Consider the following 15,977-nt stretch of genomic DNA (forward strand, 5'->3'; position numbering starts at 1 on the left):
CTCATTCTCTCCTGGCGCGGTGGCTCTAGTTCTTCTGAAAGCCACCGTTCTCATCTTTATTTAGTCTAAACTCCAGTGATTAATGCCTCGCATAAAGTTGGTCAATAGCCTTCATAGCCTTGATGAAGGCCTCTCGACAATTAATCCACCCTCGCTGGACTTGACGAAAGGGGGGTTGGACGTAGGATTGACCCGATCGCCCGCGTGCCGTGTCCCGTGAGACAGAAATCACCCGCAACTAAACTCTCCTTAATTCAAACAACCCCAAAACACCTGATAGTTAAGTTAGTTATCAGCCTTTGAGGTTCGATATCGAGCTAGCCTCCTCAACGCCTACATCTAAAAAGTGTAAGTGACCCTCCGAATCAGTATTCGTAGCAATCACCAAACCCGTCTTCCCCCAAGGGGCGATCGCCCTAGGTGTAGCGGGGCTGCTAAAATTCCCTACTTGAGTGCCTTGACTGTTTAAAACGAGAATCTGCCCCGCAACATCCGCCAAAACCCATCCCCAATTAGCCACACAAGCAGAGACGGGCAAACTTTCCAGGGGAATCCGAGCTACCTTGAGCGGCCACAATTTCATCAACAACACGGCCGCTTTCCCAGATTGAGGAATTCCCAGCAAAGTATAAGGCTCAGGTGTCAGCAGCATCTCTCCGACGCTGGCAGACAACCGCACAGAACCCACCGAATTGCCGCGACGAGTGTAAACCCTAAAAATAGTTTGGGGATTTTTCGGTTCGTTGTCCGGCCAAATGGCTAAGACGTGTCGCCCATCCAAAAACATTAATTCAGGTAAATAGTGTTCCGCGAACGGTACAGTAGCGATCAACCTGGGAGCTTGTTCTAGATTGCCCTCGGCACTGTTTGCACCTAAAGCATAAAAGCGCAGTTCTCCCGGAACAGCCACTGTCAACCAGCGGCCGTGAGAATCAACAGCAGCTTTAAAAGCATCCGCACCTTGCCTTAAACCCGTATCCAGCAAGCACTGAGGTTCCCAAGATCGATCGCCCATCCAGTAAATTTTTTGTGGAGTCAGAACGCAGCAGCCGTGGGAAGTAGGTAAAATGCCACGCACGGTTTCGGGCATAGATATAGAAGTCGGCATTTCTTCGGTAACTAGCGGATTTTCCGGCTGACACCAAACCTTCACATCTTTATCTACTGCAGCGTAGAGATACTTCTCAGTCGCAATCAAAGCCGTCAGCGGTGCAGAAAGTATCAGTGGCTTTGGCTGCGAAACCGCATAACGCACAGTCCGAAGTAAATTAATAGCCTGCGCTGACGGTTCTTTCTCTTCAACTTGGGTCAAAGAATCAGTGTCGGACTTCAGACTTTTAGCGCCGCGGGTTGCGGGATTTTCCCAAGGAACTATGCAGTCGCCCAATTGCCTGACAGCGGGGTCGTACAGGATCAGCCGCAGAGCTTGAGCCATTTGGGAAGCACTGGCAAAACGCCGGGCCGGAAGCTTTTCCAAAGATTTTTTGACTATTGCTTGTAAAGGTTCTGGAATAGCGTCGGGAAGTTGCAAGCGTTGATTCAGGTGGGCCCACCTCAAGTCTCCGGGAGTGCCACCGAAAGGGCGGTAGCCCATTAGCAACTCAAACAACAGAATTCCCACTGCATATATATCTGACATGGGGGAATAAAGACCGTAAAACCGCTCTGGGGCCATGTAAGCGGGGGAACCTACGGTAGCGTCTGGAGAAAGTTCTTGGTGGAGGCGAGTTGTACCGATTTCTGGTAGCCGGCGGGCGATACCAAAGTCAGACAGGCGTGGCGACCAACCTCTGGAGCCTAGAGTTAGGAGAATATTTTCTGGTTTTACGTCGCAGTGAACTACACCTCGGCGGTGGGCGTAGTCTAAGCCTGTTAAAACTTCCATGACTAGCTGCAAACCTTCGAGCAGCCGCAAGGGACGGTCTTGTTTGAGCAGGTTGCGGAGGGTTCCGCCCTCGCAGTAGTCCATGACCAAGTACCTGCCTGTAGCTGTGTGTTCTAGAGCTCGGCAGGTGACAATGTTGGGGTGCTGTAAGGTGATCAGAAACCACAGCTCTCGCAAGAATTCGCTAGTTGGGGCTTTTTGATGGCTGAGTTCTTTGAGAGCAACCAGTTGGCTGGTGAGGCGGGAGTCTTTGGCGGGAGTTTCTCGAACGCTGGCACAAAATACCCGACCGAATTGCCCTTGTCCGACTAGCCCTAAAATACGGTATTTAGAATGTTGCATCTGTCTAATTATAGGAAATGCTTGAGCTAGTATTAAAATATGTAAAAAATTCTGACCAAAATTCAAACTTTGAATCGATCGCCAGTTACTGCTATGTTATCTCAGGTTCCTTCTCGGCTGAGTAAAGGCGATCGCGCAATCTCACCTACTAAAATCCTTGAGCTTCGGAATCAGTATCAATATTGCCTGATTCGGATGCCTGATCTCGAACTGCCTGTGGCTGCTATTTTAGTCGATCGCGAGTATTACAGTTTGTTTAAGGCTTTCGAGAAACCGTCTCAGGTTTTAGCCATCGCACCTTACGTTGGGGAATAGGGCGACTCAACAGCGATTACCAAAACAGCACTCGCGGTTATGCAATCAGGGTTCGAGAACCGGAAGCCAATGCTGTCAAACCATCTTAACGTTTTTACGAGTCACCCCAAATTGTTTGAACTTTAAATATTTCACGCTTGCATACTTAATTGGACAGAATGAAAAATCAATATGGTTAAAATTATTAGACTAGATCCAATTGCCGAAGAAATGGCAGTGGAAACCCGATCGAATATCCTGTCTGCCTTACTTTCCAAAGACTTAGACGTTCTCAAGGAATGCGGAGGGCGGGGAATGTGCGCTACCTGCCACGTTTACATTAAAGACGGCATGGAAGGCTTGTCTGACATCAACCGCCGCGAGAGGAGGACGTTGGAAGTCATTACTACAGCTCAAGCCAATTCGCGACTTGCTTGTCAGGCGCAAATTATCGGCGAGGGTGTGGTTGTACAGATACCTGCGGGGATGTACATCAATGCTATCGAAAATGTGGAAGCTCTGATCGGCCGCCGGGCCCAGCAAGATTTGCTACACCCAATTACGGGTCAAGTAGTTGTGGAATCGGGAAAGTTGATTACTCGTTCGATAGTTGCACAGCTTAATGAAACCCGCTTCCAAGTAGGACAATATTTAGTTCGGACTAAAGAAGCGTAAATTACCAACGTTATACCATTTTTCTAAAGATGTGCTGATGAAGTCTTAGCCCCCCGATGCTTTGGGGGGGTTGGGGGGTGTAATATCTAGCGCTACTTTATGAAATTGGTATTAATCTAATTACGCATGGGAGACGCTGCCCCAATTAGCGTCAAAACTTGATATGTTGTATTTAAACAGATTGTTGCCCAAAATAAAAAAATTATATGCTGAGCCAACTTGCGCGTTTAAGTACCGAAGCAGACGGACGCTACGCCACTGCTGACGAGCTCCAATTTTTGAAAGACTACTTTCAGTCTTTGAATCACCGGATGAGTGCTTATAAAAAAATTCAAGCCTCTGAAACAGAAATTATGCGGCAAGTGGAAGCACAAATGCGGTCTCTCGACCCTAATTTATTTCGCCGGGGGACTCAAGATGTGACTGAAAAGTGCCGTGGAGATATTCTGCGGGTGTTGAGGCATTCGACGGCAGCACTGTTGATTAATGATACTGAACGGTTGCGCGATCGACTATTGCTTTGGTTGCAAACTATTTTAGGCGCTGTTCAAGTTAGAAATATTGCTACCGTGACCTACGATGTGATGAAAAAGGTACTCAAACAATATCTCACGACTGAAGAAACCAACCTATTTTTTCCTATTCTGGACATGAACCGCACTTTACTGGGCAAATAATCAAGGGAGTTAACACCTTAACCGCGATAAATTTTGCCGTTAGGAAGAATGACTCCAATCAATTTTGCTCCAGTCAAATTCGCCTCAGTGAGAATCGCTCCCCGGAGGTTGGCTCCTGTCAAGTCAGCTTTCCGTAAGTTGGCTTTACTCAGGTTAGCTTTGCTCAAATCAATTTCATGTAGGCAAGAATTAGAAAGGTTGGCACTAATCAGGTAGGCTCCGCTCAAGTTGGCTTTGCTGAGGTTGGCCCCGCTCAAGTTGGCTTCCATCAGATAAGCACCGCTGAAGTTAGCTTCGTTCAACAATGCCTCTGCCATATTGATTCCAGTTAAAAGTTTGCCACTCAAATCTACACCAGTCAGGTCTGCGTTGCTGAGGTTGATACCGCTTAAGTGACAGCCATTCAAAGCAATCTTTCTCAGGTAGGTTTTGCTGAGGTCTGCTTTGCACAAGTTGGCTCTTTCCAAGCAAGCTTCGGTGAGGTCTGATTCGCTCAAACACGCGCCGTTTAAATAGGCTTGAGTGAGGTTGGCTCGTCTGAGGTTAGCTTTCAAAAGGTTGGCACCGGTGAGGTTGGCACCGGTGAGGTTGGCTCCGGCTAGATTGGCTTTGGACAATTCGGCTCCGGTGAGCTGCGCTTGGCTCAAGTCTGCTTCTTTGAGACTGGCTAGACTCAAGTCTGCATCTTTCAAGTTTGCCCCGTTGAGATTAGCTTTAATCAGATAGGCTTTACTGAGATTGGCCTCGCACAGAACAACTTTGGAGAGTTTTGCCGCGCTCATATCTGCACCTATGAGACTAGCCTTGAGGAGAATTGCTCCAGTCAGGTTTGCCCAATTCAGGTGAGCACCACTGAGGTTTGCTCCGGTGAGGTTGGCTCCGCTGAGATTGGCTCCGCTCAGACTTGCAGCCATGAGGTTGGCTCCGGTGAGGTTTGCTCCGCTGAGGTCGGCTTTGCTGAGGTTTGCTCGGCTCAGATGGGCTTTGGTGAGGTCGGCCCCACTGAGATTGGCACCAATTAAGTAGGGTCGCTGCTGGTGTTCGTTGAGGTTGTCCAAACGTAGAGTTGGAGCATCGCTGGAACGGAATAAATCGATCGGACTCAACACAATGCCGCGCAGGTTTGCCTGTCTAAAATCTCTTTCGCCGGCTGCATATCGATTTAGAAGTTCATTGGCGTCCATTAAGTTAGATAAAAAAAATTGAGGTTGTGATTGCTTTTAAGTTTTATGAGTTTGTTGGGTAAGTTATGAATTGTCTAGCTGCGAGTTTCCAACTTTTTTTGATGGCTAAAACCATTTTTAAAACTCTGTAGCTTTTTTATAATTTAACTTACTTTTTAGATATTTTTGTAGATGCAATGGTGAAAGAATAATCTCGTTTGCGGTAGATTGACAACAATAAGATTGATTCGTAGTGCGGACTTTAGTCCGCAGCCTGAGAGCGGACTAAAGTCCGCACTACGAAATATTTTTGTTATGGTAATTTACCAGACATGATAAAGTCCATCTGAATATTGGAGCATCTCCGGCTGTGTAAAAATATTGTTTTAGTTGAGTGCTGTCCGCCAAGAGCGAGTGTTGTATAACGTATGCTGTGCGGGGGGCAGGACTACAAATGCAAAATTTAGATGCTCGCTCTGATAGCAGTCTCCTAAAAAAGAAAATTTTAGGCCTGCGTTCCCCACTCTAGCAGCGATCATACCACGTCGGCTCAATTTGCCGCAATCTATAAAAGTTGGCAATGAGGAATGCAAGTCCTCATCATTAGAGGACTTGCATTCCTTTCGATCGAACCCATCTGATTGCGATCGCCCTTTTCGGAGATGATATTAGTTTTTATTGACCGAAAATTTAAAATATTATCACAGCTATTAGAAACCAACTAATAGCTGTGATAATAAGTCAGTTTTTGGGTTTGCAAAGTTTACTAATAATAGCTTCGTGAGTTTCTCCTTCTTCGAGCATTAAATCTGCTGGTTGCAGGCGATCGCGTATACCTAAAATAAAGCGGTTGCAGTCGGAACCCAAGGATTCGCAAGAGGTTTGCAGGCAGTGGAGTTCTCTACCTGTAAGCTGAGTAAAGAAGGAACTTAAGATGCCTGCTTCTAAAAAACAGGCTGGCCACTTGGATTGGGGGGCTGTTTTGGCAAACAGAGAGTTAGTAATTTTTACTATTAAAAATCCCTGTTCGGAATAGCTGGGGTCAAGTTCAAATGTGCCCCATCCGTGAGTTTTCCAGCACTGTTGCAGGGACTGCAGAAATTCTACCATTTCCATTTCGGAAACTGGCTGACCGTAGTATTCGCTGACTTCTTCGCAAAAACGCACGTAGAAGTTTTTTCCCCACCAGCGACCGCAGTTAAAAAGGACGAGTCGGGAGGCTTGACCGGTTTCTTGTTCTAAGCCGATATAAATGGCTTGAATTAGTGTTTCTGGGAGGGCTATGAGTCGATCGCCCCGGCGGTTCTCCAGCAGCCCGAGTTCAAGGTCGCCTCGGACGTAGGCATCGCTAGCAAAGTAGTTTCCAGGGAGTCGGGGCTGTTTGAGCAGGTCGGCAATATTAATCATGGGAAATTAGGAATTAGGAATTGGGAATTGGGAATTGGGAATTGGGAATTGGGAATTTGCCTATTCTTCGTTATCTCGATCGATAATCATTGACTGTGCTTGGTCAAAGAATGGTTGCAATATAGCTCTGGCTTGCTCAGAAAGTAGTTCTTTTAAGCGAGTTTGCAGCATATTGCACACACTTATTTCGATCTTTTGAGTGTGGTGGGCTTCGACGATGCCGGAAACCCAGTCGAGGAGTCGCTGTTCGAGAAAATCTCGATCGTTTAGCAGCATGGCCATAGAGCTGTACCGCAAGACTAAGAGCCAGTGTTTGAGCGATCGTTCTAGGGTTTCTAATTTTTCATCTGGGAATGCTTCTTGTAGCTGGTTGGCGATTGGTTGGAAGATGCTTGCTTCCTTCTCTCGCAAAAATTCATAAATTTTTAAGCGTTGGGAGAGGGTTGCAATTTGACGCTTAAAAGCTATGAGTTCTTCGCCTTTTAAAAAACGGTTTTCTGCCTGATCCAGCAGCGCCTCAATTTCAGGGTGCATAATTTTAATTTAGTGGTAATCGGTTATTGTTGACATACTCCAAGCGCGTAAACGCACTCTTGATTCCAAGAATTACTTCTTAGACTTTCTGTTTCTAGGCAACTAACTACCCGACAGAAGTATTTTTGTTAAGTCTTACGTTCGCTCTACAGACTGAAACGGCAAGACCTGACGCCCAAATATTTATAGCTGAATTAATATCGCGGACATGGTTGGTCCCGCATCTCGGAAAATCCCACTTTCTGGTATTTACTGGTAACTTATCTACAATATTACCGTAATTCCGGCAACGCCTATAGCTAGAAAACCATCGGTCAATTTTGACAAATGTCCTAATGTCCTACGGTACCACTCACACTTATATTCAAGTTGCGTGATTAATTCTTTCCAACTGGCATCACTAATAGAATCGGTACTTGAATGCTCTCTGTGTCATGTCTCACACCATAGCATTTATTCTCTAAAAGGAAGGAGGAATGAAGAAGAAAGAAGACAAATGGAAGTTGGAAGAAGGAAGGGGGAAGATAGATTTTTTTTGTTTTCTCTTCCCCAAACAGATTAAAAGAGGTCGAATAGGTCGTCAATGGTGACTTCGGCTGGTTCGGAAATAGAAATTACTGGCAAGGGTGGTGGTAGGGGCAAGGATCCAACTTGGGGAATTCCTTCCCAAGAAATAGCTTGAAAAAATTCGGCTACCGATCGGGTTAAAGTCAGGACTTGACGGGGAGTGGAGCCATTTTGGGTTTCTAAAGGTTTTCCCAGCCAATTGTAGTTATTAAAGAAGTCTTGGACAGACTTGTCCAACCATAAAGTTTGACTTTTCATCTTTCTTCCTGCCTGGAGAGGTCCACCGTCGCACTTTCAATCGCGAATTGGTGGGAGGAAAGGCAGGGCAGGTTATGTGCCTTTCCAGGTTGTTTAGCGCAACATTTCACCGTTTTGCAGTCGATTTTCAATATCGCGGGCGTTAGCACCTTCGTTAAGCCAGAATGCTGCTGCATCAATTTTATCTGGGTTGCCGAGGAGGAATTTACAATAGGTTTCTCCCATTGAGTAACATTGGAGTTCTATGCAGCTTAGAGGCTTTTTGACTAGAGCTCCGAAGAAACCTGCAAACAAACCGGCGTATAGGTGACAGACTGGTTTGCCCACGTCGCCCAACGTGCGAGCAACTGCTGAGTCAAAGAGGTTGATGAAGATGCACCCGTTTTTGCGATCGCTCATGTCCACTTCCCAGCGACCCCAACCTTGAGCTGTGAACGGCCACCACCAAGTTTCTAGCAGAAACATGAGATTTGACTGGCGAATGTTCTGGTCGAATTCGGCACTAAACCATTTTTGAAAAAATTCGGAATCTTTGAGTCCCCACTGACAACCAATAGTATACATGATTACAGAAGAAGCAGGGCCTACTTCTTCTTCGAGTCCTTCTACCAAGCCGATGATGAAGTCTTCGCTGGTAAAAATGTTGCGCGACTTACCCCAGTCGTTGATTGTTCCAAACTGGCGATCGAAGACAAAAAAATCCTGAAACCTATAATGGTTATGGCTTTTAGGAAATTTTTTCTTGAGTAGGGACTCGCTGGGGGTGGCAATTTCTTTTTGAACTGTAGAGACCATTTAGCGGGTTACTCCTGTTTTGTGTAGTTTGCAAAAAATTAGAATCAAATAGAACAAATAGAGCGGCCTGTGTATCCAATTTAACGTCATTTTTCTGAATAGAGGTAGAGGGTATAATTTTTGACTGGAGTATATACCCTTTCGAGCTCTAATATGAGGTACTATCCGGCCTAGGGCATCTTGCCCCCCGAGCGAAGTCGAAGGGTGGGCATAGGCCGGATAGGGCATACCTCACCACGCTTGAGAACCGCTATATTAAGCTGTGAAACTTTGAGGATGCTGATTTTGGATGGTTGGGACTTGTGGCTGGGGAGAATTGCTGTCGGAGGCTAGAAGGTAAAAGCGGATATAACGTTAAACGACTATGTGTTATCGTTTTGTGCAAGCTGTTAACTATATATATAGGGTATAGGGCGATGAAACATCACGCTTGTATTGCAATAGGCATCAATCAATATCAGTTACTCCAGCCTTTGAGTTATGCCCAAGAGGATGCAGAGGCACTGTACGGTTTTTTGACTGAGGAGGCTGGTTTTGCACCGGAGGGATGTCTGCTGATGACGGATAGCTCGCCGTCGCTGTGGGGTCAATCAACGTATCCGAATCGCGAAAATATTCTGAGGTTGACGCAAAACCTGTGCGCGGAACACTTGCAACAGGGAGATATACTCTGGTGTTTTTTTAGCGGCTACGGTGTCAGCTATGAAGGAAAGGATTATTTGATGCCGGCGGATGGAAATCCGGCGGACATTGAGGGTACGGGGATTTCCGTAGAGTTCCTGTTGAATACTCTGAAAAAGGCTCCTACGGAAACGGTGTTGGTGCTGGTTGATATGAACCGCAGCCAGATTGTGAAGGCGGGGGAAACGATCGGCGCTCAAACGGCCGAGGTGGCGCGGGAGTTAGAAATCCCGACGGTGCTTTCTTGCCGCCCGAATCAAGTTTCGCGGGAAACTTCGGCTTTGCGTCAGGGATTTTTTACGACGGCGCTTTTGGAGGGCTTGCGATCGGGACAGTGCACGACGCTTAAGGGTTTAGACCGTTTCTTGAGCGATCGGCTCCCGGAGCTGTGCGACCACCATTTGCGTCCGAAACAAGAACCTTTGATGGTGGTGAATCCTCCAGGAAAGGCTCATTTGGTGATTTTGCCGGATGCGAATGGGGTGCCAACTGCGGCGCTGGCGGGACGGAATGGGAATATGGCTGTTGGTGTGGCTGAGGGGTTCGATCGCCCACAAGTCGGAGTGGCTACGGCTAGCATCGATCGGCCGGAGGCTACTAACAATGCGATTGATGCGCCGGTGGAGAAGCCGCCTGTGTCGCCGCCAAATGTTGTCCCTGCGGATGGTGGGGGGAACGATCGAGCCAACTCGGTACCTCCGCAGGATGCGGATAACAGCGGCTCGGACAAGTCGTTTTTGCAGCAGCTAGTTTTGTGGAGTGGAGCTACGGCTTTGGTGCTGCTGTTGGGTGTTTTTCTGACGAACCGATCGATTTTTATCGGTCAGCAGGAATCAGAGCCTCCATCGCCTGCTGAGAATGCCCAAAATCCTCCGCCTAAAAAATCTACTGCTGCTATTTTGCCGCAGAAGCAACCGCAGGCGGTGGAAGCCGCGAGTGGAACCAAGCAAACTGAGTCAAGCCAGCAGGTGTGGGCTGAGGCGAAAACTTTCCTTAAGGATGGTTCGGCTTCTAGTTTTAATCGAGCGGTGGTTAAGGCTCGAACGATTGCGGCTAGCGATCCGCTCTACCCACAGGCTCAGGAGGATATTGAGCGCTGGAGTTTGACGATTTTGGATATTGCTAACGGGCGGGCGACTCGGGGCGACTTTACCGGGGCGATCGCAGCGGCTAAATTGATGCCTGATGTCAATAAGGCGGTTTACAATCAGTCAAAAGAGGCGATCGCTCAGTGGGAAGAGCTATCAAAAGAGCAGCAGGTAAATACTGCTTTGCTATCGGTGGCTAAGGGTCAAATTAAGCGGGGAGTTGCCTCTTCTTACGTTAAAGGCATCCAGCAAGCTAGTAAAATTAAGGCTGGTCAGCCGAAGTATGAAGAAGCTCAGCAGTTGATTGGAGAGTGGAGCGAAGCTATTCTGAAAATTGCTCAGTTGCGCGGCTCTCAAGGAAAGCTGAAAGATGCGGTTGAAACTGCTTCGCTGATACCGTCGGGTACTAAGAGTTATCAGCCGGCTCAAAAGGCGATCGCCAATTGGAAAGCTAAGCTGAAACGATAAACAAAGGTTGGTTTAGTTGATAATTTCCCGGTTTCCACCGGGAAATTATTTTAGCTACCAAGTTGAGGTAGGTCGATCGCCCGATCGCTCTTAACACTGCAAGAGAATACCTACAGAGCGATTAACACCCATAATTCGATCCACAATTGCCCCTCCGTCAATTTTGCCAGAGGAGATTTTATATGCTGTCGGAGCGATGTTTTTTTGTTGAGCCAACAATCTCCGACGAACTGGTTAATTAATATCTTTAATTCACGTCCTGGAACTCGATCGACAGGGAACATCGATCGCGCAAGCTGTTGACCGTGCATTTTTCGCTCGCTTGATTATACCATATCTTCGAGCTATTGCGCGAACGCGCTTAAAGAAAACATTTAAGCGCGATCGAAATGAGTTCCTTCCGATTGACGCGCCCCTCCACAGTAGAAAACCTGTTTTTTTCAACCCGAAGGATAGCGGTAACGATGTGTTTAAAAGAAATCAGGACTTAGGCAAATAAACCGGGTTTGTCTCATAATATCAAATTTTCTCTTCATCGGAATAGTAAATTCACTGTTGACTATTAACTGTTGACTGTTAACTGTTGACTGTTAACTGTTAACATCATGTATGAGTGCAACTGGAATTTATATAAATATTGGTTTTTTAAGTATAAAAACAAGTCTTAACCAGATTTTTATCCTCGCCTGTGGGAATTCGGGAAAATGATTCTTTTTTCTAAATAAGTTGATTTGGTTTGTGAATCAAACTATCAAATATTAGTTATTCCTAGTTTATTTAAACTGTAAATATACTTAAGTTTTAATTTGATTGTATCGTATCTTTTGTGCAGTCGCAGTCATTAACACTGGTTCGGAGTGAAAACTTCAGTTCCCACACATAGAAAGACTAAAATCATGAATAAAAATCTTTTATTGCATATCTAGCTAATACATTAAATTGTTTATTTGACATTTTTAAATTTATATTTAATCAAGTTAATTAGTATTAAAACAGTAGATTAAATTGTGACTGTTGACTGTTGACTGTTAACCGTCAATAGTTAACATCATGTATCAGTGCAATCGGAATTGACATCACATACTCAAAGCGAAAAATAATTCTGTACCCTAAACCTAGAGCGTGCGGGTATTTACCTGTTGATTTGTTTTACTTATATTTTTGACTAGCAGCAGCTATCGCTAGATGAAAGCCTATTTGAACTTGTGCTGTTTTAAAATTATTAGGATCGAGGGATTTGTGATTAATTATACAAATGAAGGGCGATCGGTAGTTGTAGTCGGCGATCCCCGCCATTAATGCGGAAAACCGATTCATCCCCATTAGCGCAGAATGTCTAGATTCGCCAACAGCGATTTTTCGCTGACCAAAATTACTAAGTTTCCTTAATTAACAATAATCAGGGCTTTGCAACAAAAGCGGAAAAATATATCATTGAGCAATCAGAATCAAAACTTGCTCGCTTGTTGTAGCCCAAGTAACAATACGTATGCCTTAAGTTATAGTTGAGAGCTAAATATAGGACTGCTCTAAATCAATAAGGTAAGGTAGCAGTGTCTGGGTGTTCATGGGGGCGATCGAAAAGGAAGGTTCGGCGATCGATCCCTTCCCAAGGGGGGAGGATAAAACCTAGAAAAGGATGGATCGCGAGGTAATGCCGAACTTTTTGAGTTCAAGAGAGTAGCGCTAGCACTAAACTCTGCATTATTGTGGGAGGTGAGCAAAATTTGTAACAGTTCTTAATTATAAATAATTCTGTCAAAACTGCTAGCATAGTGACACTTTTGCTGGCAAAAACAGATAAAGTAAATAAAGTTGGTTAGCTCTAGACACCCGATCCCCATCCTGGGGATATTGAATCAATTCGATTGGTATCAATTGGTTTTAGAGTTACAACTGGAATCTAAGCATCGCTATTTAACTGAGTTCTTTAGTTAATTTTACTTTTTGCTATGAACGTGGATTTTATCAAAGCCCAAGTCAGGTTGCTACAGGGTGCAAGTTCATCGGAGCGAGAAACCCTTATGAAAAACATCGGTGTCTGTGCTGGCGTAATCAGACCGGGCGAGTACGTGACTCCGCAGCGGAAGCACGCCATCACTCTCTGGCTGCAAACAAATGCGGTACGACTCCGGCTTCCCCAACTTCCAATGGATTTATCGGGCCAAAAGCCTTCACACGGAAGTCATTAAGGGGTAGTGACAGAGTACATAAATCAGTCAATCTTACTTAAAAGTGGTTTTTGTTGAGCTGTATAGCGTCAAGGAGACAGGATCGAGATTGAAACAATGTTTGTAGGGAGAGTTGGGCTCGGAAAAACGCCTGCTGACAAGAAGTGGCTTACCGCTTTGGTAAAAGCAGGAGATGAACGTCAAAACTGCTAAAAAAGTAGATTTGAGTCAGTTTCGCAGAACGAATGATGGCGCACAACTACAACCAAGGTTATTTGCTTTTAGATTTGAGATTCACGATCGAGCTCGAGCTGCATAAATTTGCTATTTATCGATCGACCCAAAAAAAGAACCCTATTCCATAGGTATATCTAATTACAGGGGCAGTCACTGAACTGCCCTTAATTTTGAGCTTGGAGGCGAAACTGCTGCAAGTTACATACAATAAACACATATATAGCCTTTCTCAGCCAGATGAGGTACTATGCGGCATAGGGCATAGGCCAAACCGGGCATAGGGCATCTTGTCCGATCGCGAAGTCGAAGGGTGGGCAATAGGGCATATCTCACCACGCTTGAGAACCGCTATATATTAAAGAGAGAGTTTAGCTTGACTGTCCTGTAAGCTCCAGTTCAGCGAAAGATGAGGGAAGAGGTTTTTCGCTCGTGGGGAATGTAAGATTAATATAATAGAGTAGAAGAAGTTATTTCAATTAACTTGCTTTGTCAGATATTTGTTAACGAAAATACTGTGCCGAAGAAACAAAAATTTCCTTATTTAGTTGGTTCCCGATGGACTTCTCACCAAACAACTTGGGGGTGGCGGCACTTCCAGGTAGTCAACAGAAAAAACGAAGGTAAATGGGTGTTTGCGGAAATGGTAGCGGCTTGCGATCCTAATGTCCGTTTTTGGTTGAATGCCAGACAGCTCAAAGATCGATCGCTCTGGGAAGCTGGATGGCAGTCTACGCAAGAATTAAAGGACTTAGAAACAGCAGACTAAAAGACAGCGCTTTGGGGGATAGTCTGATTTTTTAAATGATACAGAATAATGAGTAGATTTAGAAGCCGGTCTCGCCACTGCTATATTTTTTGAATGTTAATAACTATTGTCAAGATAAAGTATTCAAGAGGAACAACAGCCTGTTCGGTTTCGGTCGATAACGATTATTTGTAAGCTGTCATCTGCAAAAAAATTAACTCTATATATTGGTTTGAGAAAATGATTTTGCCCGGATAAATGCAGGGTGTGCGCTGCGGGCGATCGGCAATCAGGTAAAGTCTTGTAACAAGATGCAGCGCTTACTATTCATGACTTTGAGAGTCAAGCATTTTACTCTGTCTTTGACAAAATGCACTACCTATCACTTGTCTGTGTAGTGAATTCTGTACTCATTGCTGATACACTAATTGCGATCGCCCTCAAGACAATTTGATGCTATGTGGGACAAAATTGCCGCGCACATCTCTGAAGCAACCGGACAAACATTTTCCATCGACAACCGCCGTTCAGTCAGCGGCGGCTGCATCAACCAAGGCTATGCTATCAGCAGCAGTAAGCGCACTTATTTCGCGAAAATAAATCAAGCTTCCCAAGTTGCGATGTTTGAAGCTGAGACTCTGGGCTTGCAGCAAATGGCAGAAACTCAGACGATTCGCGTTCCTCAACCGATTTGCTGGGGAACAGAAGGCAATTCTGCTTATATTGTGTTGGAATGGCTGGATTTGCGAGGTGGCGGGGGCGAGATAGCTTGGTTAGAAATGGGGCGTAAACTGGCTCAAATGCACAAATACATCCCCCCCCATCCACCTGGGCTAAAGGGGGGAGAAGAGGGTGATTTTGCCGTTGTGGGCGGACGTTTTGGTTGGGATGTCGATAATACGATCGGCTCAACTCCTCAAATTAATCAATGGACTGCTGATTGGGCGGAATTTTGGGCCGAACATCGGATTGGTTATCAGTTAAAGTTGGCCAATCGTCGGGGCGGAAATTTCAGTCGGGGGGAAAGCTTGCTAGCAGCTATTCCGAAGTTGTTGGAGGGTTACAAGCCTCAACCTTCCTTGGTTCACGGGGATTTGTGGGGAGGAAATGCGTCGGTAACTGCGACGGGAGAACCGATAATTTTTGACCCGGCTGCTTATTGGGGCGACAGAGAGGTTGATGTGGCGATGACTGAACTGTTCGGCGGTTTTTCAGCAGCGTTTTATCGAGGTTATAATGAAGTTTGGTTGCTGGATTCTGGCTATGAAAAACGCAAAACACTTTACAATTTATATCATGTTTTGAATCATTTTAATTTGTTTGGCGGGGGTTATGAGTCGCAGGCCAATCAAATGATTAATAAAATTTTGGGTTAAGGCTTCAGTATTAGCTGAATTAGAAGGAATCAACAATGAAGTTTTGGCACTGTTGCACAAAATTGGGATTTACAGTTTTGTTTTTGACCAGCATCGGGGCTAAAAATTCTTTAGCTGCTTTACCCTTACAGGTTGGTGTCTATCACGGCGGCGGTTCTCGATACATTCAGATTGCTGAAAAGGAAAATAGAATCTGCTTCAGAGGCTTTTCTTCTAATGGAGTTACGGTGGCTTCCGTTGCTGCGGATATTCACCGCGAAAACTTTTACACAATCAACGGATTTGAGGATACATTGCTGTTGCAACAAGATACAGATACTATCTTATTCGGCCCGATGAATCAGTTGATGAAGTATGTGGCAGATTATGGTTTTCCTAGAGATTTAGGTGATGATTTGCAGCAGTGTCTGAGTTCCGAAAAGCCTTTCTTTAAGCGGAAATCAGGTGGCCGGGGCGATCGCTAAAAGATGTATCAGCCGCACCCTACAGCTAAATATTTGTAGGGATACGGCCACGTCGTGTCCGTAGCAGTCAAGTAGTATCATGTCCGGTCGATTGACGGATCTCGCGGCGCGCGCGTCATATCAAATCCGGTAGCATCGGAATTATTCATA

The 15,977-nt window shown here is 45.5% G+C and carries 15 protein-coding genes; 8 read left to right on the forward strand and 7 right to left on the reverse strand.

The features are described from left to right. Window positions 1–292: 292 nt before the first annotated feature. The gene (locus QT998_RS24425) at window positions 293–2,227 is read right to left on the reverse strand and encodes a serine/threonine-protein kinase (protein WP_333092798.1); all 1,935 of its coding nucleotides are present in this window, start codon (window positions 2,225–2,227) and stop codon (window positions 293–295) included. Between the two features lie 93 nt (window positions 2,228–2,320). On the opposite strand from QT998_RS24425, the gene QT998_RS24430 reads away from it, so the two are divergent. From QT998_RS24430 to QT998_RS24440, 3 genes are all read left to right on the forward strand, one after another. After that, on the forward strand, window positions 2,321–2,542 hold the full coding sequence (locus tag QT998_RS24430; protein ID WP_333118246.1) for a hypothetical protein: 222 nt from the start codon (window positions 2,321–2,323) through the stop codon (window positions 2,540–2,542). A 171-nt stretch (window positions 2,543–2,713) separates the two neighbouring features. Then, a complete protein-coding gene (locus QT998_RS24435) occupies window positions 2,714–3,196 on the forward strand; it encodes a 2Fe-2S iron-sulfur cluster-binding protein (RefSeq protein ID WP_194071056.1) in 483 nt (160 codons plus the stop codon). A gap of 206 nt (window positions 3,197–3,402) precedes the next feature. After that, window positions 3,403–3,873, forward strand: coding sequence for a phycobilisome protein (locus QT998_RS24440; protein ID WP_194011820.1), 471 nt, complete (start codon window positions 3,403–3,405; stop codon window positions 3,871–3,873). A 17-nt stretch (window positions 3,874–3,890) separates the two neighbouring features. On the opposite strand, the gene QT998_RS24445 is transcribed toward QT998_RS24440, so the two are convergent. The 6 genes from QT998_RS24445 to QT998_RS24470 form a co-directional block, all read right to left on the reverse strand. Next, on the reverse strand, window positions 3,891–5,057 hold the full coding sequence (locus QT998_RS24445; protein ID WP_333092800.1) for a pentapeptide repeat-containing protein: 1,167 nt from the start codon (window positions 5,055–5,057) through the stop codon (window positions 3,891–3,893). A 720-nt stretch (window positions 5,058–5,777) separates the two neighbouring features. Then, window positions 5,778–6,443, reverse strand: coding sequence for a V4R domain-containing protein (locus QT998_RS24450; protein ID WP_333092801.1), 666 nt, complete (start codon window positions 6,441–6,443; stop codon window positions 5,778–5,780). A gap of 60 nt (window positions 6,444–6,503) precedes the next feature. After that, window positions 6,504–6,977: a phycobilisome protein gene (locus tag QT998_RS24455; protein WP_333118245.1), complete on the reverse strand. Its 474-nt coding sequence runs from the start codon at window positions 6,975–6,977 to the stop codon at window positions 6,504–6,506. Window positions 6,978–7,083: 106 nt separating this feature from the next. After that, the gene (locus tag QT998_RS24460) at window positions 7,084–7,314 is read right to left on the reverse strand and encodes a zinc ribbon domain-containing protein (RefSeq protein ID WP_333092841.1); all 231 of its coding nucleotides are present in this window, start codon (window positions 7,312–7,314) and stop codon (window positions 7,084–7,086) included. Between the two features lie 221 nt (window positions 7,315–7,535). After that, window positions 7,536–7,802 (reverse strand): hypothetical protein, encoded by a 267-nt coding sequence (locus QT998_RS24465; RefSeq protein WP_194011816.1) that lies wholly within the window; start codon window positions 7,800–7,802, stop codon window positions 7,536–7,538. A 93-nt stretch (window positions 7,803–7,895) separates the two neighbouring features. After that, on the reverse strand, window positions 7,896–8,597 hold the full coding sequence (locus QT998_RS24470; RefSeq protein ID WP_333092804.1) for a V4R domain-containing protein: 702 nt from the start codon (window positions 8,595–8,597) through the stop codon (window positions 7,896–7,898). Window positions 8,598–9,013: 416 nt separating this feature from the next. Here QT998_RS24470 and QT998_RS24475 point away from each other — a divergent pair, with 416 nt between their 5' ends. From QT998_RS24475 to QT998_RS24495, 5 genes are all read left to right on the forward strand, one after another. Next, window positions 9,014–10,834, forward strand: a complete 1,821-nt coding sequence (locus QT998_RS24475; protein ID WP_333118243.1) for a caspase family protein — start codon at window positions 9,014–9,016, stop codon at window positions 10,832–10,834. Window positions 10,835–12,858: 2,024 nt separating this feature from the next. After that, window positions 12,859–13,026 (forward strand): hypothetical protein, encoded by a 168-nt coding sequence (locus tag QT998_RS24480; RefSeq protein WP_228042412.1) that lies wholly within the window; start codon window positions 12,859–12,861, stop codon window positions 13,024–13,026. A 730-nt stretch (window positions 13,027–13,756) separates the two neighbouring features. Further along, complete coding sequence (locus tag QT998_RS24485) at window positions 13,757–14,008, forward strand: TIGR02450 family Trp-rich protein (RefSeq protein ID WP_333092806.1); 252 nt, start codon at window positions 13,757–13,759, stop codon at window positions 14,006–14,008. Between the two features lie 437 nt (window positions 14,009–14,445). Next, entirely contained in the window at window positions 14,446–15,363 is a 918-nt protein-coding gene (locus QT998_RS24490) for a fructosamine kinase family protein (protein WP_333092807.1), read from the forward strand. Between the two features lie 35 nt (window positions 15,364–15,398). Next, window positions 15,399–15,827 (forward strand): hypothetical protein, encoded by a 429-nt coding sequence (locus QT998_RS24495; protein ID WP_333092808.1) that lies wholly within the window; start codon window positions 15,399–15,401, stop codon window positions 15,825–15,827. The last annotated feature ends 150 nt before the right edge of the window (window positions 15,828–15,977 follow it).

Origin of the sequence: Microcoleus sp. S1D4 (assembly GCF_036700765.1) — a bacterium.
In the GTDB taxonomy this organism is placed as follows: Bacteria; Cyanobacteriota; Cyanobacteriia; order Cyanobacteriales; family Microcoleaceae; genus Microcoleus.

Coding starts and splice junctions, on each gene's coding strand:
- QT998_RS24425 (WP_333092798.1), bottom strand. CDS start 2,227: ATGCAACATTCTAAATACCGTATTTTAGGGCTAGTCGGACAAGGGCAA.
- QT998_RS24430 (WP_333118246.1), top strand. CDS start 2,321: ATGTTATCTCAGGTTCCTTCTCGGCTGAGTAAAGGCGATCGCGCAATC.
- QT998_RS24435 (WP_194071056.1), top strand. CDS start 2,714: ATGGTTAAAATTATTAGACTAGATCCAATTGCCGAAGAAATGGCAGTG.
- QT998_RS24440 (WP_194011820.1), top strand. CDS start 3,403: ATGCTGAGCCAACTTGCGCGTTTAAGTACCGAAGCAGACGGACGCTAC.
- QT998_RS24445 (WP_333092800.1), bottom strand. CDS start 5,057: ATGGACGCCAATGAACTTCTAAATCGATATGCAGCCGGCGAAAGAGAT.
- QT998_RS24450 (WP_333092801.1), bottom strand. CDS start 6,443: ATGATTAATATTGCCGACCTGCTCAAACAGCCCCGACTCCCTGGAAAC.
- QT998_RS24455 (WP_333118245.1), bottom strand. CDS start 6,977: ATGCACCCTGAAATTGAGGCGCTGCTGGATCAGGCAGAAAACCGTTTT.
- QT998_RS24465 (WP_194011816.1), bottom strand. CDS start 7,802: ATGAAAAGTCAAACTTTATGGTTGGACAAGTCTGTCCAAGACTTCTTT.
- QT998_RS24470 (WP_333092804.1), bottom strand. CDS start 8,597: ATGGTCTCTACAGTTCAAAAAGAAATTGCCACCCCCAGCGAGTCCCTA.
- QT998_RS24475 (WP_333118243.1), top strand. CDS start 9,014: ATGAAACATCACGCTTGTATTGCAATAGGCATCAATCAATATCAGTTA.
- QT998_RS24480 (WP_228042412.1), top strand. CDS start 12,859: ATGAAAAACATCGGTGTCTGTGCTGGCGTAATCAGACCGGGCGAGTAC.
- QT998_RS24490 (WP_333092807.1), top strand. CDS start 14,446: ATGTGGGACAAAATTGCCGCGCACATCTCTGAAGCAACCGGACAAACA.
- QT998_RS24495 (WP_333092808.1), top strand. CDS start 15,399: ATGAAGTTTTGGCACTGTTGCACAAAATTGGGATTTACAGTTTTGTTT.